This window comes from Paraburkholderia domus (assembly GCF_905220705.1).
Lineage (GTDB): Bacteria > Pseudomonadota > Gammaproteobacteria > Burkholderiales > Burkholderiaceae > Paraburkholderia > Paraburkholderia domus.
Genome location: NZ_CAJNAT010000009.1, coordinates 19071 through 44289 on the forward strand (window position 1 = coordinate 19071; position 25219 = coordinate 44289).

Sequence of the window (25219 nt, forward strand, 5' to 3'; positions counted from 1 at the left end):
CGTCGGCGAGTTCAGCCCGCGCGTCGTTTCCGGGTCGCTTCGGCCAGCGTCTCGAGCGCCGGTTCGGTTTGCGCCCAGCTCACGCAGGCGTCCGTAATCGATACGCCGTAACGTAGCGGCACCCCGGCCTTCAGATCCTGACGGCCTTCTTCCAGATGACTTTCGAGCATGACGCCGATAATGCGGCGCTCGCGTTGCGAGAGTTGCTGTGCCAGATCCTGCACCACCTCCAGTTGACGCAAATGCGATTTGCCTGAGTTCGCATGCGAACAGTCGATCATGACCTGTTCGCGCAGGCCTGCCGATTTGAGCGCCGCGCAGGTTGCTTCGACGGACGCGCTGTCGTAATTCGGTCCCTTCTTGCCGCCGCGCAAGATAACGTGCGCGTCGTCATTGCCACGCGTTTCGAAGATCGCGGCCATCCCCATCTTGGTCATACCCATGAACGCATGACTCGCGCGTGCTGCCACGATTGCGTCCGCGGCGATTTGCACACCGCCGTCCGTGCCGTTCTTGAAGCCGATCGGGCAGCTCAGCCCCGATGCGAGCTGCCGGTGACTCTGGCTTTCCGTCGTGCGTGCACCGATCGCGCCCCACGCAATCAGATCCGCGATGTACTGCGGACTGAGCAAGTCGAGAAATTCGGTGGCAGTGGGCAAGCCGAGACCGTTGATGTCGAGCAGCAGTTGCCGCGCGAGACGCAGACCCTCGTTGATGCGGAAGCTGCCATCCAGACGCGGGTCGTTGATATAGCCTTTCCAGCCTACCGTCGTGCGCGGTTTTTCGAAGTAGACCCGCATGACGATCAGCAGATCGTTCTTGTAGGTTTGAGCCGCGACCTTGAGCTTGTGTGCGTATTCGACGGCCTGGTCGTGATCGTGAATCGAACACGGGCCGACGATCATCACGAGCCGGTCGTCGCGGCCGTGCAGAATGTCGGCGATTTCAACGCGGGTTTTCTCGACGAGCGTCTGCACCGCCGGCGGCACTGGCAACTCGTCCTGAAGCAGGGCGGGGGAAATGAGCGGACGTACCGCGCCGATACGCACGTCGTCGATGCGCGTGGTGTCCTGGGTGGCGTCGGCCGAGCCGACTTCCTGATCGTGCAAGGGATTGTCGATGGCGCTCAAAATATTCTCCCGGACTTTGGATGTTGAGACGGCCTCGCGGCCTGAATGTGTGCGTGTCGGTACAACTGGGGATAACTGGTTAGCTGCCGGGATTATGACACTCGCGCATGCGGGCCGGATGACCGTTATTCGAGCCGTTTGATCAACGCCATGGCGGCGGCCGGATTGCGTTCCTTGAAGCCGCTGATGACGTAGAGGTAGACGTCGCGTGCCGTGGCTTTTGCAGGGACTGCGGCCGAGGTTTCCAGGCCGTCCGGCGTCGTGCCTGCGGCGAGTTGGCGGGCGCGTTCGGCCCAGGCGTCGAGGGCTTTGGTCGAATATCCTTTGGCTTCCTTGTCGCTTGTACCCATGATGCGGGCGTAGACGAATGGCGCGGTGATGTCGGCGATTTGCGGGTAGTTGCTGTCGGCTGCCAGCACGATGGCGACTTTGTACTTTCTGGCTAGCGCGATGAATTCCGGGGTCTTGAAGGTGTCGTTGCGGACTTCGATTGCGTGTCTTAGTTTTTGGCCTTCTATGCTGGCGGGCAGCAGTTTCAGGAAGGCTTCGAAGTCTTCCGGGTCGAACTTTTTGGTGGTCGCGAATTGCCAGTTGATCGGGCCTAGCTTCTGTTTTAGCAGCAGCACGCCGCTGGCGAAGAAGCGTTCGATGGTTTCGCTGGCGTCCGCCAGGACTTTTCTGTTGGTTGCGTAGCGGGGCGCTTTTAGCGAGAAGACGAAATCTTCCGGGGTTTCCTGATACCACTTTTCATAGCTTGCTGGTTTTTGCAAGCCGTAGAAGGTGCCGTTGATTTCTATCGATGTGAGGTTTTTGCTCGCGTGTTGGAGTTCACGGCCTTGCGTGAGGTCTGACGGGTAGAAGGTGCCGCGCCAGGGGGCATAGGTCCAACCGCCTATGCCGATTCGGATTTTGCCGGTTTTTGGGGATGGCATTGGGGGTCTCGCTTTCCGTGGCTTTTGGGGGGCTTCGCCGGGAGGGTAGATTAGCGCATTTTGGTTTTGGCCTGCTCGGCGAGGTTTTTTTTGTTTGCCTGCGGCGGTGGGTTTTGGTTGGGTTTTTGCCTGCTCGGCGCTTGTTTCTGTGTGCTTACGGCGTTGGCCTTTTCTTGATTTCTTAGTGGTCTATTAGCGTTGCCCCTGTGCGGGGCGGCACTTACTTTCTTTGCCGCCGCAAAGAAAGATAAGCAAAGAAAGCGGCTCACACCGCTAATTCTTAAGCGGGTCCCCCGCACAGTCACGGTAGTGGTACATCTGGAATCTGTGTCCTCGCACACTCCGCGTGAGTGACAAAGCAGTCATACCTCCCGCCTCGCACTCCGTGCTCGCCGGAAGGGTTCATCATGCAAACCCATGGCTTCGTTTGGACGAGGTGGGGGCCATCGGCTTCGCCTCGGCGAGGCACCCACGCAATTGGAGGGCGAGTTCTGCCAGCGGCCGCGGCGGCGATCAAAATGCGAGAGCGAAACTGCAGCGATGGGTCGGTGAATTACGCGTCGGCGCGCGCAGCGCCGCCGGAAGTATGACGCCTTTGTCACTGACGCCGAATGTGCGAGAGCACAGATTCCAGATGCACCACTATCCCCTCCAAGCCAGGGGACCCACTTAAGAATTAGCGGTTTGAGCCGCTTTCTTTTGCCTACTTTTCTTTGCGGCATGCAAAGAAAAGTAGGTGCCCGCCCCGCACAGGGGCGACGCTAATAGACCACCAAGAAATCAAGGAAAGGCCAACGCCCTCAGCACACAGAAACAAGCGCCGCGAAGGCAAAAAAAACCACTATTCGCCGCCAGGCGCCCCCCTCGTGACCTCCTCAAACCGCCGGTTCGCCTCAGCCACCTCAGCCCTGAACTGCTGCAAAGCACTAACCGCCACATCAGGCGGCGTCAAAGCCGCCCACAAAACATCGATCAACTGATCCGCGGTAGCGTCAATATCAATATGCCGGTTCGCCAGCGTGGCGTCCCAAAGCACATGTTCCATCGGCCCGAACACCATCGACCGCAACAGCCTCAAGGGCATATCAGCCCGAATCTGCCCAGTCTCCTGGCCCTGCGCCAACACCCGCATCAACGGCGCCGTATACCGCCGCTGCATCTCGGTCAGCGCCTCACTCAACTCATGATGCCGAGCCCGGCCCTCAGACAACACCAGCGCACACAGGTCAGTGCCATTGACCAGCATCAACCGCAAATGCGTGCGCACAATAAAGGCAAACTGCTGCCGCACATTGCCGTCACGCGGCAACCCGGACTCGATCGCTTCAATAATCTCGTCGTACCAGTCGCCGATCACCCGCGCGCATAACTCGCGCTTGCCGCGGAAATAACTGAATACCGTCGCCTCGGAAATGCCCAGGCGCTGCGCAATCTCCGCCGTCGTCGCGCGCTCGTAACCCTTCTCGGAGAACACGTCGCGTCCCGCCTGCAGTATCTCTTTCACGCGCTGCTGCGACTTGCGCCCGGCCGGCTGGCGGCGCGAGGCAGGTAACTCAGCCTTCAAGGCAACCGTCATATGAGTCCAGTTCAGATTTGTAAGGCCAAAAGCCTCGATGACGCCAATCCTATCACGTTAGGGCGGCTCCAGAAGCCCGTCAGACTGTTTATGAGTAAAACTCAAAAATACCTATTGACGCTTACGTAAATCTAGCGTGAAATGCGTCTTGAACGTTTCGCGCCTCGTGTGGGGTGGTGAGGGCGGCCCATAAGGCCGCCGTCGTCCGCTGAGCCGCACTCAGACGAGCCGGCGCCCACCCACGCTGGCCGGCCGCCAATGAACTCTGGAGACACAGCAATGAGCAACCTGCCCGGTTTGCAATTCCCGCTCGGCGAAGAAATCGAAATGCTGCGCGACAGCATCGCCGGATTCGCCGCCAAAGAAATCGCCCCGCGTGCGGCTGAAATCGATCGGTCGGATCAGTTTCCCATGGACCTGTGGCGTAAATTCGGCGACCTGGGCGTGCTCGGCATGACGGTCTCAGAGGAATACGGCGGCGCGAATATGGGCTACACGGCGCACATGATCGCGATGGAAGAAATCTCGCGCGCCTCGGCATCGGTCGGTCTCTCGTATGGCGCGCACTCGAATCTGTGCGTCAACCAGATTCATCGCAACGGCACGGCCGCGCAAAAGGAAAAGTATCTGCCCAAGCTCGTCTCCGGTGAGCACATCGGCGCACTCGCCATGAGCGAGCCGAATGCGGGCTCGGACGTCGTCAGCATGAAGCTGCGCGCGGACAAGAAGGGCGATCACTATGTGCTGAACGGCACGAAAATGTGGATCACCAATGGCCCGGATTGCGACACGCTCGTCGTCTATGCCAAAACCGATCTCGAAGCGAATTCGCGGGGCATCACCGCGTTTATCGTCGAGAAGGGTATGAAGGGCTTCTCGGTCGCGCAAAAACTCGACAAGCTCGGCATGCGCGGCTCCCATACCGGTGAACTGGTGTTCGATAACGTCGAAGTGCCGGAAGAAAATATCCTCGGTCAGCTGAACGGCGGCGTGAAGGTGCTGATGAGTGGCCTCGACTACGAGCGCGCCGTGCTCGCCGGTGGCCCGACCGGCATCATGGTCGCGGTCATGGACGCAGTCGTGCCGTATATCCACGACCGCAAACAGTTCGGCCAGTCGATCGGCGAATTCCAGCTGATTCAAGGCAAGGTCGCCGATCTGTACACCACGCTGCAAGCGTGCCGCGCCTATCTCTACGCAGTGGGCCGGCAACTCGATACGCTCGGCAACGGACATATTCGCCAGGTGCGTAAGGATTGCGCGGGCGTGATTCTCTACACCGCTGAAAAAGCCACCTGGATGGCCGGCGAGGCGATCCAGATTTTCGGTGGCAACGGCTATATCAATGAGTATCCGGTCGGTCGTCTGTGGCGCGATGCCAAGCTCTATGAAATCGGCGCGGGCACGAGCGAAATCCGGCGCATGCTGATCGGTCGCGAACTGTTTGCCGAAACGGCTTGAGCCACAGCACTCGCGTCACTGCAGGCCTACAAAAAGCGTGTAACCGGAGAAGCCACGCAATGCCGATCATCGAATCAAAGCTGAATCCGCGCTCGGATGACTTCCGCACCAATGCGGCTGCGCTCGAAGCGCTGGTCGCCGATCTTCGCGCGAAGGTCGAGAAGCTCGCGCTGGGCGGCGGCCAAGCCGCGCGCGACAAACACACCGGCCGCGGCAAACTGCTGCCGCGCGAGCGCATCGAGAAACTGCTCGATCCGGGCACGCCGTTTCTCGAGTTCTCGCAACTCGCGGCTTATGGCATGTATCACAATGATGCGCCAGGCGCAGGCGTCATCACCGGCATTGGCCGCATCGCGGGGCAGGAGTGCGTGATCGTCTGCAACGACGCGACGGTCAAGGGTGGCACCTACTATCCCGTCACCGTGAAAAAGCACGTGCGGGCGCAGGAAATTGCTGCCGAAAACCATTTGCCGTGTGTCTACCTGGTCGATTCGGGTGGCGCGAATCTGCCGAATCAGGACGACGTATTTCCCGATCGCGATCACTTCGGCCGCATCTTCTTTAACCAGGCGAATCTGTCCGCGGCAGGCATTCCGCAAATCGCCGTCGTGATGGGTTCGTGCACGGCAGGCGGCGCGTACGTGCCGGCGATGAGCGACGAATCGATCATCGTCAAGAATCAAGGGACGATTTTCCTCGGTGGCCCGCCGCTCGTCAAAGCTGCAACGGGTGAAGTGGTGAGCGCGGAGGACCTCGGCGGCGGCGACGTGCATACCCGTTTGTCTGGCGTAGTCGATCATCTCGCGCAGAACGACGCGCATGCATTGGGGATTGCGCGCAGCATCGTCGGCAATCTGAATCGCACCAAGCAGGTGCCGGTGGCCTTGCAGGAACCGAAGCCGCCGCGCTACGACGTGAAGAGCATGTACGGCGTGATTCCCGTCGATACGCGCAAGCCGTTCGATATTCGCGAGGTGATCGCGCGTATCGTCGACGATTCCGCGTTCGACGAATTCAAGGCGCGTTACGGCACCACGCTCGTGTGCGGCTTCGCGCATATCTGGGGGCACCCAGTCGGCATCATCGCGAACAACGGCATCCTGTTTTCGGAGTCGGCGCTAAAAGGGGCTCACTTCATCGAACTGTGCTGCCAGCGCAAGATTCCGCTGGTCTTCCTGCAGAACATCACGGGCTTCATGGTGGGCCGCAAGTACGAAAACGAAGGCATCGCGCGCAACGGCGCGAAGATGGTGACGGCCGTGGCCACGGCGAAGGTGCCGAAGTTCACGGTGATCATCGGCGGATCGTTCGGGGCGGGCAACTACGGTATGTGCGGCCGCGCGTATTCGCCGCGCTTCCTGTGGATGTGGCCGAATGCGCGCATCTCGGTGATGGGCGGCGAGCAGGCGGCGTCTGTGCTGGCCACGGTCAAGCGTGACGGCATCGAAGGCAAGGGCGGTTCGTGGAGCGCGGAAGAGGAAGAGGCGTTCAAACAGCCGATCCGCGACCAATACGAGCATCAGGGCCACCCGTACTACGCAAGCGCGCGTCTGTGGGACGACGGCGTGATCGACCCGGCGCAAACCCGCGACGTGCTCGGTCTCGGCCTCTCGGCGACGATGAACGCGCCGATCGAAGACACGCAGTTCGGCGTGTTCAGAATGTGACAGCGCGCTACGAGAGAGGAATTGCAACGATGCAATACGAAACGCTGAATGTCGCTTTCGTTGGCCAGATCGCCACGGTCACGCTGAATCGGCCGGACGTGCGCAACGCGTTCAACGAAACGATGATTGCCGAAGTGACGTCGGCCTTCACAGCCTTGAACGCGCGCGACGACGTGCGCGCGGTCGTGCTCGCCGCGAACGGCAAAGCATTCTGCGCGGGCGCCGACCTGAACTGGATGAAGAAGATGGCCGGCTACTCGGACGAGGAGAACCGTGCCGACGCGATGCTGCTGGCGAACATGCTGTCGTCGATCTATCGCTGCAACAAACCGGTGATCGCGCGTGTGAACGGCGACGCGTATGCGGGCGGCATGGGTTTGATCTCGGCGTGCGATATCGTCGTCGCGGTGGAGAGCGCGCGTTTTTGCCTCTCGGAAGCGCGTCTCGGTCTGATCCCGGCGACCATCGCGCCGTACGTAATCCGCGCGTTGGGCGAGCAGGCGTCGCGGCGCTACTTCACGACCGCCGAGCAGTTCGATTGCGCGACGGCCTTCCGCCTGGGCCTCGTTAGCGAAGCGGTCAGCGCGGAGCAACTCGACGCTGCCGTGCAGCAGATCGCCGAAACGCTGTGCGCAAACGGTCCGCAAGCGGTGCGTGCCTGCAAGCAACTCGTGCAGGACATCGCTGGGCGCGAGTTGAATGAGGCCATGATCGAGGACACGGCGGCACGCATCGCGCGTACGCGAGCCGGTACGGAAGGCCGTGAAGGCGTCGCGTCGTTCCTCGAAAAACGCACGCCGTCCTGGCGCAGTTGAAACGCCACGAAGGCACCCATTCCGAGGCGCATGCAGGCCTCCACCAGAACAACACAGCCCCGAACGGGACAATCACCGAGACATCTCATGTTCAACAAGATCCTGATTGCCAACCGTGGTGAGATTGCGTGCCGCGTCGCCGCGACCTGCAAGCGGCTCGGTATCGCGAGCGTGGCCGTGTATTCCGATGCGGACGCCAACGCGAAACACGTGGCCGCATGTGATGAGGCGGTGCACATCGGCGGATCGACCGCGGCCGAAAGTTATCTGCGCTATGAGCGCATCATCGCCGCAGCACGCGCGACGGGCGCTCAGGCGGTGCATCCGGGCTACGGCTTCCTGTCCGAAAACGAAGACTTCGCGCAAGCTTGCGAAGCGGCCGGCATCGTCTTCATCGGACCGCCGGTCGAAGCGATCGCCGCAATGGGCTCGAAGGCGGCCGCGAAGGCACTGATGCATGCGGCCGCCGTGCCGCTCGTGCCGGGTTATCACGGCGACGATCAGGATCCGCAGTTGCTGCATCGCGAAGCCGATACGATCGGTTATCCGGTCTTGCTGAAGGCGAGCGCGGGTGGCGGCGGCAAGGGCATGCGCGTCGTCGAACGCACTGAAGACTTCGCGGCGGCATTGGCATCGTGCAAACGCGAAGCGGCCAGCAGCTTCGGCAATGATCGCGTGCTGATCGAAAAGTATCTGATGCGGCCGCGTCACGTGGAAGTACAGGTGTTCGCGGACCGTCACGGCGGCGCGGTATATCTGTTCGACCGCGACTGCTCGGTGCAGCGGCGTCACCAGAAAGTGCTGGAAGAAGCGCCGGCGCCGGGATTGTCGGCTGAAATCAAGCGCGAAATGGGCGAAGCGGCGGTGGCCGCAGCGCGTGCGGTGAATTACGTCGGGGCAGGCACGGTCGAGTTCATCATGACCAGCACGGGCGATTTCTACTTCATGGAGATGAACACGCGCCTGCAGGTCGAGCATCCGGTCACGGAAATGGTGACGGGCCAGGACCTGGTGGAATGGCAACTGCGCGTCGCTGCGGACGAACCGCTGCCGCTCACACAGCAACAGCTTAAACTCGACGGCCACGCGATTGAAGCACGCATTTATGCCGAGCATCCGGCGCGCGGTTTTCTGCCCTCCACGGGTACGTTGAAGCATCTGCGCATGCCGGAAGGCGTGGAGTTCGTGATCGGCGCGGCCGACTCGGGCGAGCCGGGCCGCAAGGCGCCGGTACGCATCGACAGTGGCGTGCGCGAAGGCGACACGATCACGCCGTTCTACGATCCGATGATTGCCAAGCTGATCGTCCACGGCGCGACCCGTGAAGAGGCGCTCGCGCGTATGAATCGCGCGCTGCGTGCCTGCGAAGTGGTCGGTCCGCACACCAACGTCGAGTTCCTCCAACGCATCGTCACGAGCCAACCGTTCGCGACCGGCGATCTCGATACGGGCTTGATCGAGCGTCATCACGATGCCCTGTTCGCACCCGTGAAGAAGCCTTTCAAGGAAGCACTGGCGCTCGCCTGCGCCGCGTTGCTGACGCGAGAAGGCGGCACCGCGCACGGCGCGTCGCCGTGGGATGCACTATCGCACTGGCGCCTGAACAGCGGCTATACGCAGATGCTCGGCTGGCGCAATATCGACAACAACAGCGGCAACGAAAGCGAAGGCGTTTTCACGGTCACGTTTGCCCGCGACGGCGCCACGCAAACCCTCGAACACGACGGCGTGCGCGAGGACTTCACATGGTCGGACGGTACAGGCCTGCACGAATACCGTGCGACGATCGGCGATGCGCGGGTCACAGGGCGCGTTTTCATCGACGGCGATACGTTCCACGTGTTCTGCCTCGGCGAGGCGTTGGCGTTCGAATGGCAGAACCTGCTCGCGCATGCCGCGGATGCTGAAGGCGGCGAAGGCCGTTTGACCGCGCCGATGCCGGGCAAGGTGATCGCCGTGCTGGTCGAACCCGGCACGGTGGTGGAGAAGGGCACGCCGCTGATCGTGATGGAGGCGATGAAGATGGAGCACACGATCGGTGCGCCGGCGGCAGGCACGGTGCAGGAAGTGCTGTACGCGGTCGGCGATCAGGTCGCCGATGGGGCGCAGCTTCTCGTGCTGAATGTAGGGTAACCGCGAGGCCTAAGCGAGGCGCGCGTAGCCGGCGGCACGCGCTTCGTCTTCGAGTTGCTCGATCCGTTCGTAGTCGCTGAGCGGCAATGCCGAGAAGCCCTTCAAACGCAGACGTTTGGCGCGCTCGGGCTGTGCAAGGTGCGCTTCGTTCAGTGCCTCGCGCAGCGTCTCGATCGTCGCCGACGGCACGTTGTTGGAGGCGATCAAAGGCAAACCCGGCGATGGGGCCGTCACACCTATTTGCCGAACGTTTTGCGCCAGCTCCGGCAATTCATCGCAGACAAAAGCGAACGTCACGCAGTCGATGGCAGCGACGTCCGCACGATTTTCGACCACCGCTTGCAATGAGCCAAGATGCGAGCCGGTACGCAGGGCAGTGCTGAAAAACGCACCATCGCGCGCAAGCGGCGCCACCGCGTGGCGAAACACATTCATACCGCTATTCGAGTCGTCCTGATTGTAGGCGGCACGTGCGCCACGGCACGCCGCGAGCGAATCGAACGGAGCCTCCGCCCGCGTGACCAGTACGCTCGAATAATCCGCGCCTTCGCAGCCCGGCGCATCGAATTGCGGCGTGGCGATCAACTGAACCTGCTCGTTTAACCCGTGCATCAATGGGTAGCCGCAGGTTTGCGAGAGCAGCACATTAGGACGTCGCCAGAAGCCATGCAGTTCCTCATCGGGCTCGACGATGTGACACGCCGGCTTCACCATGCGCAAGACGTCGTCCAGCCACTCGCGCCACGCCGTAGCGAGCGCGGGCGTCACGTTGTACATCGGCAGGGCGGCGATCCAGGTCATGGACGCGATTCTGGCATACCTAATGTCTGACCATTCGGAATTCGTCCAGACCCAGGCGCACGGGCTCGGTCTGGTTGAACGGCCATTTACATTCCACCACCTTCAATATTTCCAGTTGCGAGTCCTCGAACGCGACGAGCAAATCCTTGCGCCGCTTGCTTGCGGCCCCGCAATAGGTCATCAGTGCCTCGGCGCTGACCTCGAAGACCTGCACCTGATCGTCATAACAGACCCGGAACGCGACGGTTGCGCATTCCGTGACACAGGGCCTGAATCCTTCATCGACATATACCGACATGGCAACCTCCCGCCGCACGCTTGAGTGGTCAGCATGACAAGCCGTAAGCTTTCGGTCTGTGGGAAAACCGGCATTCGGTGTGAAAATGCCAGGCAACCGCTTCACCTTGCCGGTCGGAAGCAGACCTCACCCGCATCGAAGCATGCGTAATCCGATTTTGCGCCAGGATGCCGGCTCCGTCATTCAGAGTTCTAGCGATAGCCCGTCCGTCGCGGCTATGTCATCGGCAACTGGCCGCCCCATGCAGATGAGGGCATGGCCTTCGTCGATGGTGGCGTCGGCGGGTTCTTCGTAAGCGACGCGGCCGTTCAACACACGCGTGGAGCATGTGCCGCACATCCCGGACCGGCAACTTGACTGCGCGGCGATGCCGCACGCCTCGGCGAGTTCGAGAAGCGTGCCGTCCTTGGGCAGCCATTGAACCGTGCGGTGCGATCGCGCGAACGTCACCGGTATGCCACCCACAGCGCTTTCCGGCACGTTTGCGGGCCGCGAGCCTTGTGCGTCTTCCCGCACCGCCGGTGGGTTTGCGGGCGAGCGTTTAATGGTTGCCGGTCCAAACGCCTCAAAGCGGATTCGGTTATCGGCGACGTTGAGCGCGCGCAATCCTTCATACATTTCACGCATGAACGACTCGGGACCACACAGATAGAAGTCGTAGTCGTCGAAGGGCAGCGTGCGCTTGATTTCAGCCATGCTCACGCGACCGGCCAACGTGCCGGAAGGCGCATGGGCGGTCGGGTCGGCAGCGCTGTCGAACAGATGCATCGAGATCGCCGGATGGCGCGCCGCGAGCTCCTGCAGATGTGCACTGAACGGCCGATCGCCGTCGCTTCGCGCGCCATGGAAGAAATGCAGCGGCTTGGGCTGCCCATGTGGCTCGCGCGCTGCAATTGCGTGATGCAGCATCGTGATCATCGGCGTTATGCCAATGCCCGCCGAAATGAACACGGCGGGGCGCGGGCTGGCTGAATCGTAGGTGAACGCGCCGCGCGGTGCCATCGCTTCGACCTGCATGCCGGCGGCGAAGCGTTCATGCAGCCAGGTGGAGCCGACTCCGTCGCGCTTCACGGTGATCCGGTACTGCTGCCGGTTGCTCGCGTCGGACAGCGTGTAGGTGCGCGTCAGCGGCTTGTCCAGGCCGTCGACCGGCACACGAATCGGTAAGTACTGGCCGGGCTCGTACGCGGGCAACGGCGTGCCGTCCGTCGATTCGAAATAGAACGAGCGGATCATAGGCGTTTCGTCATGAACGGCGGCGATTCTGAGTTTCTTCCACGGCGATCCGAGCGGTGGAGCGGGCAGCGAGGCGCGCCGTGAAGCCGGCGTTACGAACTGCGGCGCATAGGCGACCTCGGACCAGTGAAACGGTAACGCCTTGCGGCTGCGCCGCACTTCGGTAATGCGAAACCGTACGAGGCGCTCAGCCAGGGGAAACTCGGCCAGTTGCGGACCGTCCCAGACGATCTCGGCGAGGGCCGCGATGTACAGCAGGTCGCCGCTCGCGAAGTCGACGAACAGCAAGCCGGCGCGCGGATCGTGGAGCAGATTGCCTAGCGTGTTGAAAAAGCGATTGCCGCTGAAGTCGGGTGTTGTCAGTGTGGTGGCGTCGTCGACGCGCACAAAGCCCGGCATGCCGCCGCGATGCGAAACATCGGCGCCGCGCGCCGGGCCCGCTTCTTCGCCGACGTTCGCGCTTGCGATAAAAAACGTATCCGCGTTGGCCAGCAATACGCGGTCCGCGTCGCTGAGTTGCGTCGCCGTCTCGACAGGCGTCCGCGTGCTGGTTTCGCCGCGCGCGACAAATGTCGGCGTACGGCTTTGAATATACTTCGCGCAGTTGCCGAAGCTTTGCATGACCTCGAGCATCACCGTATGGCCATCGACCGACGACACGACGCCGTTGACGCGATTGCGCCGGCGTGTCCGCGCTTGCAGCCCCAGGCCGCCTATCATCATGCCGGGCTGCCAGCGGCCCGCCAGTGGATCGCCCGCTAAACCGCCGCCGTCGATCCGCAAGGTGCGCGCGTCAGGGGACGACACAAAACCCGGTTCGGCCGCGCGCAGGGTTGCCCACGGCTGGCCGTTTGCGTCGAGGCCGCCGAACACCATGAAGGGCTGCTCGGAGAAAAACCGCCGATGCTGATCCGGCATGTAGCGGCGGATGCCTTGACGGCCGCTCGACTCCGCTTCCTCGTTCACGCCTGCATATCGCTGTGCCGCCCGTTCGGCGGCGTGAAAAGGCGACTCGCCGGCGTCCCAACCGCGCGGCGTGCTGGGAGGAAGTTGAGACATATCGGCCTCTGCCTGTTACGGCGTATGAGTTTCTCAGGTTATGCGGCGACCAGTCCCGCTTTCGTCGCCGGCATCGCAATGAAGCGCGGCAGCGCTTCGACACGGCGCAGCCATGCCCGGATGTTCTGGTACGGCTCCAGCGATATGCCGCCTTCCGGCGCATGCGCGATGTACGTGTGCGCGGCGATGTCGGCAATGCTCACGCGGTCTCCTGCAGCGAAATGTTTGCTGGCAAGCTCTGCGTCGAGCACGTCGAACAATTTCAGCGCAATCTTCTGTGCGGTCTCGAGATTGAGTGGCGCGCCGAATACCGTGACCAGCCGGGCGGCGCACGGCCCATAAGCGATCTGCCCGGCCGCGAGCGAGAGCCAGCGTTGCACGGCGGCGGCGCCCAGCGCGTCGTCCGGCAGCCATGACGGGTCGCCGTAGCGTTTCGCCAGATAGACGAGGATGGCGTTGGAATCGAACAGTACCGTGTCGCCATCTTCGATCGTCGGCACCTGGCCGAACGGATTGAGCTTCAGGTATTCCGGGCGGCGATTGTCACCGGCACGCATGTTCAGTTCGATCACTTCAAACGGCAGATCGAGCAGCGTCAGGAACAATTTGACGCGGTGTCCATGCCCGGAGAGGAGCGTGGTGTGAAGGCGGATCGGCTGGGCGGGCTTGGCGGCAGACATTGAACGCTCCTGAATCGGGAACAGGCGACAACCGTCGACTGGAATGAAGTAAGCCTACCGACTCGCGACGCAACGCAGAAGACTGCTAAGCTAGAAAACATAATCAATCAAAGATGGACAATCGGCGAATGGCAGATCTACGGGATGTCAATCTGAACCGCCTTGCGATTTTTGTTGCAGTGGTGGAGGCGGGTTCCTTTACCGCGGCCGCGGCGCGTCTCGGACTCACGAAGACAATGGTCAGCACGCATCTACAGCGGCTCGAGCGCGAGATCGGCGCGGGTCTGCTGGTCCGCACGACGAGGCGACTCAGCGTGACCGAAAGCGGGCGTGCCTTCTACGAGGCAAGTTGCAAGATATTGCTGGCGGCCGAGGAAGCGCTATCGGTCGTGTCGGGGGAGTCGGCCCCGTTGCGAGGCACGTTGCGCGTGAGCGCGCCGATCGACTATGGGGCGTTGGTGGTGACACCCGCGCTGGTCGAGATGCGCCGAACGTATCCGGAACTCGACATCGAACTGGTTTGCAACGACCACTATGTGGATCTGATCGCGGAGGGTATCGACGTGGCAATTCGCCTGGGGCAACTTGCCGACTCGGGCTACCGGGCGGTGAAGCTCGGCGGTTTCGTCAAATGGATCGTCGCGAGTCAGGAATTCATCGATACGTGGGGTAAGCCGAAGACCCCGGCTGCGCTCGCGGCCATGCCCCACGTCGCATTGTCTGTGTTGCCGCATCCGCTGACGCTCGATCTGCAGCGTGCGAAAGGCGCAAGACAAAGCGTGCGCTGCGAGAATGTTCTGCTGGTGAATACGGCCGATGCTGCACGTGCGGCGACGCTCGCGGGTGGAGGGTTCGGATTGCTGACTGATTTTTCGATCACAGCAGACGTGGCGTCGCGTCGGCTGATCCGCCTGCTGCCTGATTGGGCCGGCAAACCCAAGGGCATCTACGCGGTGTTTCCGCCTACCCGCTATCCGACGGCAAAGGTACGCGCGCTGATTGACGTGATCAGGAGAAGGCTTGAATCGCAGGTGGACGGCTAGCGCCGGACAGATTTTTGCTTTCCGGATTCGGGTGGACGGATCTGCGGAAGGTCGGGGTCGTTCGCCGCCGCCTGTTCCTCGCGCGCATATTGCGTGGGCGGCCGGCCGACGTGCCGTGTGAAGGCGACGCTGCCGATCCTGCGCGAGACGCCGGGCGCCTGTATCGTCAAAGTGTCGAGCGGCGTTGGGTCGCTGACGGCCAACTCGGATCCGGCTTTCGCCTACCGCGCGATCTTCGGCCCCGTCTATCCTGCGTCCAAAACGGCGCTCAACGCTTTGACGGTCGCCATGGCAATCGAGTTGGAGTCGGAGGGGATCAAGGTCAACGCCGTCTCGCCGGGCTTCACCAAAACGAACCTCAACGGATATGCGGGCACGGAGACGGTTGAACAGGGCGCGCGCGAGGCGGTACGCGTCGCGCTGCTGGGCCCGGACGGTCCCACAGGAAAGTTCACGCGCTGGGAAAACGAAACGATCCCGTGGTGATGCAGTCTCGAGCGCGAGATCGAGGGGATCGATGGATTGGGCGAGCGCAAATGCAGATCGGCCGTTCGCCTGAACCATCGATCACTGCGGCGCGTTTTCCGGCCATCGGATCGACGCTTGATTCCGCTCCGGTCGATCAACGAAGGTGGCTAGGCATACCGCGCTTCGTTGAGGTCGGCGATGAGCGTTGGCCCGGTTGGATGCCAATCCAGCCGGGCCTGGGTCAGCGCGCTGGAGGCCGGCATGTCCACGTCGGCGAACATTGCCATCCATCCAAAATACGCTGCCGCTTCATCCGGCCTGATCGAAACGACGGGCAAGTTCAGACCCCGGCCAAGCGCCTCGGTGATTTCGCGGCTACTGATCCCTTCTTCGCCGACCGCATGATACCGGGCCCCCTGTTCGCCCTTTTCTACGGCGAGCCGATAGAGCAGCGCCACGTCGGAGAGATGGCCGGCCGGCCAACGGTTGCGGCCTTCGCCCACGAACGCGCAGACGCCTTTCTCCCGGGCGATCGCAATGAGCGGTGTGATGAGACCCTGCTTGAACGGGTTGTGAACCTGCGGTAGACGTACCACCGACACGTTGACACCTGCCTCCAGCAGCGCATTTCCAGCCAGCTCGGATGCGATTCGCGGATGTGGACGACTGGTATCGAAGACATCTTCGGTCGCCGGTTGACCATCCTCACCGCTACCAAAGGCGGTCCCGGAGGTGATGATCAGAGGGCGGTCGGAGCCGGCGAGCGCGGAACCGAGTGCCGCGATCGCACGCTTGTCCTTTTCGCAATTCTCCACGAATCTTGAGAAATCGTGATCGAATGCCGTGTGGATGACGGCATCTGCTTTTGCGGCGCCGCTGCGCAGGCTCTCCGGATCCTCCAGGGTTCCGCGATGCACCTGGGCTCCTGCATCGATAAGCGTTTGAACTCCGGCATCCGAACGCGTCATGCCGATCACCTGATGACCCGCCTTGATGAGTTCCGGAACGATGGCCGCGCCGATGAAGCCTGTCGCACCGGTCAGAAAGATACGCATAGTGAAACCTCCTTGGTTGTGAAGGCTACTATCCGACCGTTTCTTGTTCTATTGAAGTAGTGACGTCATCCTATTAAAAGGACTAACAGGATCCCGATGCCGGCAGGCCAGTTGCGTGCACTTCCTCGTCGACCCGTGTGACCGCTCGATATGCAGTCATTTGGGATCAATCTCTGGATTGCTGACAATGTACGCTCGCTTTAGCCGGTTCATCACCCGTAGTTGCGTTGACTCTAAACGCCTAATGGTCAACATCGTTGATTTAAGTCAACGGCATAAAAAAGGCACGAAGTGCGGGACCGGGCTACATCAATTCCGTGGCTCCGCGTTCGCCGTTACGACTGCGACGTGCGCGATGCCCGCATGGCTGATTTTTGCGAGCAGATTCGCAACAGCGCCGAATGATTGGCTTTGATCGGAACGCAGGTTCACCACAGTACGGTCACTCAGCGTTGCGATGCGCCGGAGCGTCGGCTCAAGTTGATCCGGGGCGATCTCACGGTCGTCAATCGCGAGCTTGCCGTGCGCATCGAGGCTGACTGTCACCGCGTGATCGCGCGGTTCGGGTGCGCCGGCTGCAACCTTCGGCAGATCGATATGCAGTGTTCTTGTCAACATCGGAGCCATGACCAGAAGAATCACGACGAGCACCAGCATGACATCGACAAGCGGCGTGATATTGATTTCAGCGAGCGGTTCATCCGCCGCTTTTGCATTCGAACGTGAAATCATGTGAGTACCTCCGCCCGATGAGCGCTGGTCATTGCGCGAAAGCCATTGCGCTGTGCCACGTTGACGAGATCCGCGGCGTAGTCTTCGAGATCGGCGATCGAGACGTGAACGCGCCGCACGAAGAGGTTGTAGGCCAGCGCCGCGGGGATCGCAACGGCGATTCCGATCCCCGTCGCGGTCAGTGCCTGCCCGACCGGGCCGGCGACCCCTTCGATCCCGCTCGCGCTGCCCACAGCGACCGCGTGCAACGCGTGGATAATGCCGAACACCGTGCCGAACAGCCCGATAAACGGCGCAGTGCTGGCAATCGATGCAAGCAGCGTCAAGCCACGTTCAAGCGCGCGTCTTTCTCTCTGGATCTGCTGGTTCAGGTAGCGATCGAGCAGTTCATGTCGGTCCCACGCCACGAATTCCGCATTGGCCGCCACCGTCTCCGCTGGAGCGGTTGCCGACCACGCGCTGAAACCGGCGCGCGCAACGCGCGCCTTCGGACACTCCGACGCGTGTGACGGGCTACCGGGCATGCCCGACGGATCACGCTCGGCGGCACTCCAGAAAAGCGCAGTGAAGCGCCGATTCTCAGAAGCAAGACGCCAGTACGCGCAGCCTTTGTACAGAATCAGCAACCACGTCAGCAACGAACAGAGCGCGAGCATACAAAGCGAAGCGTCAACAATGAGCTGTGTGGCGAAGTCGGACATGTTCATGGTTAAGTTCCAAGTTTGAATTCGATGGGTACCTGGACCCATCCATCGATCGCCTGATCGCCACGCCGCGCCGGCGCAAAACGCCAGTTGGTGACGGCTTCGCGTGCGGCGTCGTCGAGGGACTCGTGCCCGCTCGACGACGCGAGTCCAACGTGGTCTGGGTGGCCGCTGGCCAGCACGTGGACCTTGAGCAGTACGGTGCCTTGCCAGCCGCGTTGTTGAGCCACGCCGGGATAGGTCGGTGGTGGATTGCGGAGGTAAGCAGCGCCGAAACTGGGTTCGGTAAGTGGTTCCTGCGCGGGCTGGACGTCCGGTGATTTTGCGGTCGACGCATTGACTGGTTCGGGTTCGGCTTTTGTGGATGCCGGTTGTGGCATCGCAGTCGCAGTCGTAGGCGAGAGTGAGGGCGCGGGCTGCCACTTCGACGCCTTATTCGGCGCAGTCTTCTCGGGTGGTTTCGATGGCAACGCCGGAGCGGTGTTTCTCGCGCCAGCGCTATCTCTTGCGCGGCGCGGCGAGATCGCGGGCGGTGATGCGGACGACCTCATAGCCGGCGGAAGATCGCCAGCGCGGGCTGCGGGTTGCTTTGAAATCGCGGCCGGTGACGGTACAGCTGCCCCAACGTCGAATTGCAGGTCCAGCGCACGCGGGGCCGTGTATTCCTGGTTTTCCACAGACACGCGCCATGCCTGGAGCGCAACCGTGCAATGGACGGCAAGCACGACCAGCGCAATCGCATGCGCACGCGCTCCCCGAAGTTCGTCGAAAGCGCGGGTGGTGTGCGGCGGCAGTCGGCTTGCTGCGACGCGCACGGGTGGGTTAGCGTCCACGGCGCGCGCCAGGCCACGCATTCTGCGCCGCGCCGCGTTTGCACTTCTCAGCGTTGAAGTGATCATGCACGCCACCCCCAGTTTCTGATTGCTATTCGGATCGCAACATGCGTGCCGGACGTGAGGACGCGCATGCGGCCTTGTTTCGATCAGGTGCAGTCCGAAGGTGTGCGTTCAGTGTCCTCGTTCGGAACACCGTTGTACCAATTCGACACAGATGTCCCATGAGTGAGGGCAAACGCGATACAGCGTTCGACATCGCGTTCCATCGCGGCGATGTCCGGCATCGATGTTGCTTGGAAGTGAGCGCATCGAAAACCGTAGTGAAAGAACATACCGCGCGAGGCCATGAAGCCGATGCGCGCCACGGAGGAGACACATGAAGTCGCATCGCGACGATTGGCGGCGTACGCGCATCGCCGCCGCCATTGCGGGCATGCTCGCAATGGCTCAGGGTACTTATGCCGTAGCGCAAGACGAACCGGCGTCGTCGCCTTCACAAGTGATGCCGGTGGTGACCGTGGTCGGCACCGCACCGCTGACCGGACTCGGTATGCCGCTCACTGAAGTACCCGCTGCCGTGCAGGTCGTTAGCGCGAAGGACATCGAGGCGCAACACCCGAATAACATCACGGCCTACCTGGAGCAGAACGTCACGAGCGTGACGCTCAATTCGAGTCAGGGCAACCCTTATCAGCCGGACGTCAACTATCGTGGCTTCACCGCTTCGCCGCTGTTGGGCACCCCCCAAGGCCTGTCGGTGTTCCAGGACGGCGTGCGGGTCAACGAGCCGTTTGGTGACGTGGTCAACTGGGACCTGCTCGCGCAATCGGCGATCGAGCGCATCGAGGTGATGCCCGGCTCCAATCCGCTATTTGGTTTGAACACGCTAGGCGGCGCGATCGCAATCACCACCAAAAATGGCCGCGACAACCCCGGCGGCAGCGTCGAAGTGGAGGGCGGCTCGTTCGCACGCAGAAGCGTGGTTTTTACGCAGGGCGGCCAGCTGGGACACTTTGACTATTTTGTCACCGCCAACGATGAGGCGGATCAGGGTTGGGCTGACCATAACCCCAGCCGCGTGAAGCAACTATTCGGCAAGGTCGGCTATACGGACCCGCGCACCACTGTCGAGTTGAGCCTCACCGCAGCCGACAACCAGTTGCAGGGTACCCAGACCATTCCGCGTTCGTTTCTCGACAATCCACGCCAGGCCTACACATATCCCGACGAGAACCAGAATCGCGCGATCATGCTGAACCTGTCCGGCAAGCATGATTTCAGCGATGCATTGCAGCTCTCTGGCGACGCGTATTACCGGCACTACGACAACGATAATCTCAGCAGCAACGTCAATGGAGATTACGGTTCCATCGATCCAGCGACGGGCGCGATCAATACCGTACCTGCGCAAAACGCCCACTCCGTGATCTCGCAGGATAGCTATGGATTCGCGCTGCAATTGAGCGTCACCGGCAAAGTCGCCGGGATGGACAATCAGTTGATGGCGGGTGTCAGCGGCGATTTTGCCAACACCGGCTTCACACAGTACACGCAGGACGCGCACTTCACCCAGGACCGCCAGACCGTTGGGACCGGCGGCTTCACCCTGCAAACCGACGCGTCGACTCGCAACAGCAATCTCGGTGTGTTCGTGACAGACACGCTTTCGTTGACCCGCACGATCACGCTGACGGCCTCCGCGCGCTATAACCACGCTAGCGTCGATATCGAGGATCTCAGCGGCATGCAACCCCTGTTGAACGGCTCGCACAGCTTTTCGCGGATCAATCCGGCGCTGGGCTTGACATATAACCCGGTTCCCTGGCTGACGGCCTATGCGAACTACAGCGAGGGCATGCGTACACCGACCGCTATCGAGCTGGCCTGCGCCGATCCGGCCGCGCCCTGTTCGCTGCCGAACGATTTCATCGCCGATCCCGCGTTAAAGCCGGTTGTATCGCGCACGTTCGAGGCGGGCGCGCGTGGAACGCTATCGTCGGCGATTCATTGGAGCGCGGCAGTGTTCCGTACCGATCTCCAGGATGACATACAGTTTGTCAGCAGCAATGGGGCTTCGACCTCGACCGGATATTTCCAGAACGTCGGCACCACGCGGCGGCAAGGGTTCGAAATCAACGCACGCGCGCAGACAGGTCCGCTAACTGTGAACGCGGGCTATACGTATCTGCGCGCAACCTATCAGAGCAGCTTTGTCGAGCAAAGCGCGAGCAACTCGAGCGCCGATGGTCAAGGCAACATTACGATGCACTCGGGCGATCGTATCCCCGGCATTCCGGAAAACACGCTGAAACTGCGTCTGGATTATGCGGCCACCGCAAAATGGAATGTGGGCGCAAACATACTCTATCGCAGCTCGATATTCGCCCGTGGCGACGAGAACAATCTGGACAGCAACGGGCGTATCGCGGGCTATGCGATTGTCGATCTGGACACGACCTATCAAGTCACAAAGCAGCTGCAGCTGTTCACGCACGTGAACAATCTGTTCGACAAGCGCTACGCGGACTTTGGCATCCTCGGGCAGAATTTTTTCAATGGCCCGGGCCATTCTTTTTCGCCCGATGCCGTGACCAACGAACAGTTTCTCGGTATGGGCGCGCCGCGTGGCGTATGGGTTGGTTTGCGGTATGCGTGGAAGTAAAGCGGGGATGGTGGGCGGCGTGTAAAACCACCGCTTGTCTGGAGCGGGCCTCACGCCGCTCCAGATCTGTCCGTAGTGCGTTAGAAGAAACCGAGCGGCTGCTCGCTATAGCTGATGAGCAGATTCTTGGTCTGCTGATAGTGGTCGAGCATCATCTTGTGGGTCTCGCGACCAATGCCGGACTGTTTGTAGCCGCCGAATGCCGCATGCGCCGGATAGGCGTGATAGCAGTTCGTCCACACACGGCCGGCCTGAATCTGACGGCCGAAGCGATAGGCGCGTGTGCCGTCGCGTGTCCACACGCCGGCGCCGAGACCGTACAGCGTATCGTTGGCGATTTCGAGTGCTTCCTCTTCGTTCTTGAATGTCGTCACCGAGACCACCGGGCCGAAAATTTCTTCCTGGAAGATACGCATTTTGTTGTGACCGCGGAAGACGGTCGGCTTCACGTAGTAGCCCTTGCTCAGTTCGCCGCCGAGGGTATTACGCTCGCCGCCAATCAGACATTCAGCGCCTTCCTGCTTGCCGAGATCGACGTACGAGAGGATTTTTTCGAGCTGCTCCTCCGAAGCCTGTGCACCGATCATCGTCTTGGTGTCGAGCGGATGCCCCTGCGTGATTGCGGCGACGCGCTTCAAGGCGCGTTCCATGAAGCGGTCGTAGATTTTTTCATCGACCAGTACACGCGACGGACATGTGCAGACTTCACCCTGATTCAGCGCGAACATCGCGAAGCCTTCGAGCGCCTTGTCGAAGTAACCATCGTCGCGATCCATCACGTCGGCGAAGAAAATGTTCGGGCTTTTGCCACCGAGTTCGAGCGTCACCGGAATGATGTTCTGGCTCGCATACTGCATGATCAGACGCCCTGTGGATGTCTCACCCGTGAAGGCAATCTTCGCGATACGCTTGCTTGTTGCGAGCGGCTTGCCCGCTTCGAGACCAAATCCGTTGACCACGTTCAGCACGCCCGGCGGCAGCAAGTCCTGAATCAGTTCCATCAGCACCAGGATCGACGCAGGCGTTTGCTCGGCAGGTTTGAGCACGATGCAGTTCCCTGCGGCCAGCGCGGGCGCCACCTTCCACACGGCCATCAGGATCGGGAAATTCCACGGAATGATCTGACCGACCACGCCAAGCGGCTCGTGGAAGTGATAAGCCACGGTATCGGCATCGATCTCGGAGATCGTCCCCTCCTGTGCGCGAATGCAACCGGCGAAATAGCGGAAGTGGTCGATCGCGAGCGGGATGTCGGCGGCGAGCGTCTCGCGGATCGGCTTGCCGTTGTCGATCGATTCGGCAAACGCGATGCGCGAGAGGTTCTGCTCCATGCGGTCCGCAATCCGGTTCAGGATAGTGGCGCGCGCGGCCGGCGAGGTATCGGCCCAGGCTTTGCGGGCGCGGTGGGCGGCATCGAGGGCGAGCTCGATATCTTCTTCAGTTGAGCGCGGGATCGACGTAAAGGGTTCGCCCGTGATAGGCGAGACATTGTCGAAGTATTCGCCGCGCACCGGCGGAATCCACTGGCCGCCGATGAAATTGGCGTACTGCCGCGCATACGGAAATTCGACATCGAGAAACTGCATATCTGCGTGATTCATACCTGACTCCTCCAATGATTGTGTGACTGGTGTCGATGGAGAAGGTCTGCGCTGGCTCGACGTATCCGCCGTGCTGACGCTCTTCATCGTGCGGAGCCTTCAGCGAGAAGCGTGCCATTGGGCCTTGTCTGCAACGCGACAGGCGTTACGGACCTGAGGCCACGCATACCCTGTGCGTCGTATGCGTGGCGACGCATGGCGCGACCCTGTGTGTCGCTCGGTCCATCGGCATGGCGGCTGTCCTTTTTAGCAACACATTGTCGTGTGACTGCGCCAACGTGCAACACCGTTGTTATGCCGTGACGATCGCTTCACTGCCGAGCCGCGTTCTTCGTTCGTGAGCCACCTTGGCTCGCAGCGGCACGGCAGCCAATGGCATGCGACTTGCCTTGAATGGTTCGCAGCCAGTCTGCGTTCACTAGACGATAGCGCCGCCGCACGGCCTCGCGTCAACAATTCAACAGCAACCATCTTGCATGGGACCAGAGTAAGCCGCTAAAGCGGCGACTCTGGTCGACACAGGAGACAAGGATGAAAGCACGTTTAGCTTCGGCGAAGCGGCCCACGGCGTTTGCAATGAGCGTGGCCGCTGCCGTCAGTCTGGTATTCGCGTCCGCTGCAGCGGCCGACGACTATCCAGCCGTCACCTATGAGCGCTTGACAGCCGCGCAAAGCGATCCCGGCTGGCTCACGTACTACCGCACCTACAACGGCCAGGCGCATTCACCGCTCAAGCAAATCGACGCAGCCAACGTCAAGAATCTCAAGCAGGTATGGAGCTACAAGTTTCCCGCGGATCTGCAGCAGGGGTTCGAAGCGACGCCGATCATCAATGGCCGCTTTCTGTTCGTGACCACGCCGAAGGACAATGTTTATGCCTTTGATGCTGTAACCGGCAAGCAACTCTGGAAGTTCGAACCCAAACTCGGTGCCGAATCGTTCAAGACTGCGTGTTGCGACGTGATCAACCGCGGTGTGGCGTTGTACGGCAAGAATGTCTACGTCGCGATGCTGAGCGGCGACGTGGTTGCGCTTGACGCGCAGACCGGCGCGCTTGTCTGGCGCAAGCAGATGTTCGAGCCGGGTCTGGGTTATGCGTTCTCGCTGGCGCCGCTCGCACTCGACGGCGCAGTAGTGGTGGGCAGCGCAGGCGGCGAATATGGCGCGCGCGGTTTTATTGCGGCGTTGAATCCCGATGACGGCAACGTGCTGTGGAAGCGCTTCACGATACCGGCGGCCGGCGAGAAGGGCGGTGATACATGGCCGAACGGCATGCAGGATCATGGCGGCGCGCCGGCCTGGCTGACAGGCACCTACGACGCCGCATCGAAAACGCTTTATTGGGGGGTGGGCAATCCTGGCCCGTGGCTCGCCGATCTGCGTCCGGGAGACAACCTGTACTCCGACTCGCTGCTTGCTCTCGATCCAAAAACCGGCAACCTCAAATGGCACTACCAGTACACGAAGCACGACACGTGGGATTACGACGGCGTCAATACACCGGTGCTCGCCACGATCAAGTACCAGGATAAGGAATACGACGCCATCATTCACGCGGACCGTAATGGCTTCTTCCACGCGATCGACCGTGGCACCGGCAAGCTGATCTACGCGAAGCCGTTCGTGACGGCAAGCTCGGTCACGGGCTACACGGCAGACGGCGCGCCGATTCAGGACGCGTCGAAATATCCGAAGGCGGGCACGACAATCGAGACCTGCCCGAGCTTCCTCGGCGGCAAGAACTGGTGGTCGGTCTCATACGATCCGGACAAGCATCTCGCGATCGTTCCGGCGTTGCATGCGTGCATGTCACTGTCGGGCAAGTCGGTGAACTACATGGAGGGGCTGCCATACCTTGGCGAAGGGTTCGAAATCAAACCGGAACCGGGCAGCAAGGGCTATGGCGAACTTCAGGCTATCGATGTCAACACCGGCAAGAAAGTCTGGAGTCACTGGAGCAAGCTGCCGTGGAATGGCGGTGTAGCGACCACGGCGGGCGGTCTTGCGTTTAGCGGATCGCTGGACGGCCATCTGTACGCGTTCGATGAGGCGACCGGCAAGGTGCTGTGGCAAAGCCCGAAACTTGCGAGCGGGATCGTCGCTCAACCGTCGGTGTTCGAGGTCAACGGGCAAGAGTACGTCGCCATTCTCGCCGGTTACGGTGGCGCGAACCCGATCTGGGGTGGGCCGATGGCGAAAGCGGCAGAGAAGGTTCCACGCGGCGGCACGCTCTATGTGTTTGCGCTCAATCACAGCTGATGTTGATATGGCTGCCACGACAGTTTGGCCGGGCCGACATGGGCGTAGCCTTCCAGCCGTGGCGGCCAGGC

The 25219-nt window shown here is 61.4% G+C and carries 21 protein-coding genes; 8 read left to right on the top strand and 13 right to left on the bottom strand.

The window, feature by feature from the left end; genetic code table 11:
- Positions 1-11: 11 nt before the first annotated feature.
- The 4 genes from KHO31_RS17560 to KHO31_RS17575 form a co-directional block, all read right to left on the bottom strand.
- Positions 12-1130 carry a 3-deoxy-7-phosphoheptulonate synthase gene (locus KHO31_RS17560; RefSeq protein WP_321207327.1) on the bottom strand — a complete coding sequence of 373 codons (1119 nt, stop codon included), beginning with the start codon at positions 1128-1130 and terminating at the stop codon, positions 12-14.
- 125 nt (positions 1131-1255) lie between these two features.
- Positions 1256-2062, bottom strand: coding sequence for a DUF72 domain-containing protein (locus KHO31_RS17565; protein ID WP_211623795.1), 807 nt, complete (start codon positions 2060-2062; stop codon positions 1256-1258).
- Positions 2063-2112: 50 nt separating this feature from the next.
- Positions 2113-2331, bottom strand: coding sequence for a hypothetical protein (locus tag KHO31_RS17570; RefSeq protein ID WP_201122858.1), 219 nt, complete (start codon positions 2329-2331; stop codon positions 2113-2115).
- Positions 2332-2903: 572 nt separating this feature from the next.
- A complete protein-coding gene (locus KHO31_RS17575; RefSeq protein ID WP_201079696.1) occupies positions 2904-3638 on the bottom strand; it encodes a TetR/AcrR family transcriptional regulator in 735 nt (244 codons plus the stop codon).
- Between the two features lie 279 nt (positions 3639-3917).
- On the opposite strand from KHO31_RS17575, the gene KHO31_RS17580 reads away from it, so the two are divergent.
- From KHO31_RS17580 to KHO31_RS17595, 4 genes are all read left to right on the top strand, one after another.
- Positions 3918-5099 (top strand): isovaleryl-CoA dehydrogenase, encoded by a 1182-nt coding sequence (locus KHO31_RS17580; RefSeq protein WP_201079698.1) that lies wholly within the window; start codon positions 3918-3920, stop codon positions 5097-5099.
- Between the two features lie 59 nt (positions 5100-5158).
- A complete protein-coding gene (locus KHO31_RS17585) occupies positions 5159-6766 on the top strand; it encodes a carboxyl transferase domain-containing protein (protein WP_201079700.1) in 1608 nt (535 codons plus the stop codon).
- 29 nt (positions 6767-6795) lie between these two features.
- The gene (locus KHO31_RS17590) at positions 6796-7581 is read left to right on the top strand and encodes an enoyl-CoA hydratase/isomerase family protein (protein ID WP_201079702.1); all 786 of its coding nucleotides are present in this window, start codon (positions 6796-6798) and stop codon (positions 7579-7581) included.
- An 87-nt stretch (positions 7582-7668) separates the two neighbouring features.
- Positions 7669-9714, top strand: coding sequence for an acetyl/propionyl/methylcrotonyl-CoA carboxylase subunit alpha (locus KHO31_RS17595; protein ID WP_201079704.1), 2046 nt, complete (start codon positions 7669-7671; stop codon positions 9712-9714).
- A 9-nt stretch (positions 9715-9723) separates the two neighbouring features.
- On the opposite strand, the gene KHO31_RS17600 is transcribed toward KHO31_RS17595, so the two are convergent.
- The 4 genes from KHO31_RS17600 to KHO31_RS17615 all read right to left on the bottom strand — a co-directional run bounded on the left by KHO31_RS17600 (position 9724) and on the right by KHO31_RS17615 (position 13788).
- Entirely contained in the window at positions 9724-10515 is a 792-nt protein-coding gene (locus KHO31_RS17600; protein ID WP_201079706.1) for a phosphate/phosphite/phosphonate ABC transporter substrate-binding protein, read from the bottom strand.
- Positions 10516-10534: 19 nt separating this feature from the next.
- The gene (locus KHO31_RS17605) at positions 10535-10813 is read right to left on the bottom strand and encodes a DUF1488 family protein (protein WP_201079708.1); all 279 of its coding nucleotides are present in this window, start codon (positions 10811-10813) and stop codon (positions 10535-10537) included.
- A gap of 183 nt (positions 10814-10996) precedes the next feature.
- Entirely contained in the window at positions 10997-13108 is a 2112-nt protein-coding gene (locus KHO31_RS17610; protein WP_211623797.1) for a 2Fe-2S iron-sulfur cluster-binding protein, read from the bottom strand.
- A 38-nt stretch (positions 13109-13146) separates the two neighbouring features.
- Positions 13147-13788 carry a glutathione S-transferase family protein gene (locus KHO31_RS17615; RefSeq protein WP_211623799.1) on the bottom strand — a complete coding sequence of 214 codons (642 nt, stop codon included), beginning with the start codon at positions 13786-13788 and terminating at the stop codon, positions 13147-13149.
- A gap of 128 nt (positions 13789-13916) precedes the next feature.
- Between KHO31_RS17615 and KHO31_RS17620 the strand changes: the two genes are divergently transcribed.
- Together KHO31_RS17620 and KHO31_RS17625 are read left to right on the top strand one after the other, a co-directional pair.
- Positions 13917-14831 (top strand): LysR family transcriptional regulator, encoded by a 915-nt coding sequence (locus KHO31_RS17620; protein WP_201079714.1) that lies wholly within the window; start codon positions 13917-13919, stop codon positions 14829-14831.
- 171 nt (positions 14832-15002) lie between these two features.
- Positions 15003-15317: an SDR family NAD(P)-dependent oxidoreductase gene (locus KHO31_RS17625; protein WP_236061619.1), complete on the top strand. Its 315-nt coding sequence runs from the start codon at positions 15003-15005 to the stop codon at positions 15315-15317.
- A gap of 149 nt (positions 15318-15466) precedes the next feature.
- On the opposite strand, the gene KHO31_RS17630 is transcribed toward KHO31_RS17625, so the two are convergent.
- The 4 genes from KHO31_RS17630 to KHO31_RS39845 form a co-directional block, all read right to left on the bottom strand.
- Entirely contained in the window at positions 15467-16354 is an 888-nt protein-coding gene (locus KHO31_RS17630; RefSeq protein WP_201108405.1) for an SDR family oxidoreductase, read from the bottom strand.
- Between the two features lie 309 nt (positions 16355-16663).
- Positions 16664-17086: an ExbD/TolR family protein gene (locus KHO31_RS17635; RefSeq protein WP_201079718.1), complete on the bottom strand. Its 423-nt coding sequence runs from the start codon at positions 17084-17086 to the stop codon at positions 16664-16666.
- Complete coding sequence (locus KHO31_RS17640; protein WP_201079720.1) at positions 17083-17793, bottom strand: MotA/TolQ/ExbB proton channel family protein; 711 nt, start codon at positions 17791-17793, stop codon at positions 17083-17085. Before KHO31_RS17640 ends, KHO31_RS17635 begins: the two co-directional genes overlap by 4 nt.
- Positions 17794-17795: 2 nt before the next feature.
- On the bottom strand, positions 17796-18689 hold the full coding sequence (locus tag KHO31_RS39845) for an energy transducer TonB (protein ID WP_328822722.1): 894 nt from the start codon (positions 18687-18689) through the stop codon (positions 17796-17798).
- A 313-nt stretch (positions 18690-19002) separates the two neighbouring features.
- Between KHO31_RS39845 and KHO31_RS17650 the strand changes: the two genes are divergently transcribed.
- The gene (locus tag KHO31_RS17650) at positions 19003-21288 is read left to right on the top strand and encodes a TonB-dependent receptor (RefSeq protein ID WP_211623801.1); all 2286 of its coding nucleotides are present in this window, start codon (positions 19003-19005) and stop codon (positions 21286-21288) included.
- A gap of 80 nt (positions 21289-21368) precedes the next feature.
- On the opposite strand, the gene adh is transcribed toward KHO31_RS17650, so the two are convergent.
- Positions 21369-22889, bottom strand: coding sequence for an aldehyde dehydrogenase (adh, locus tag KHO31_RS17655; RefSeq protein ID WP_201086174.1), 1521 nt, complete (start codon positions 22887-22889; stop codon positions 21369-21371).
- 531 nt (positions 22890-23420) lie between these two features.
- On the opposite strand from adh, the gene KHO31_RS17660 reads away from it, so the two are divergent.
- Complete coding sequence (locus tag KHO31_RS17660; RefSeq protein ID WP_201079726.1) at positions 23421-25148, top strand: methanol/ethanol family PQQ-dependent dehydrogenase; 1728 nt, start codon at positions 23421-23423, stop codon at positions 25146-25148.
- Positions 25149-25219 lie beyond the last annotated feature (71 nt).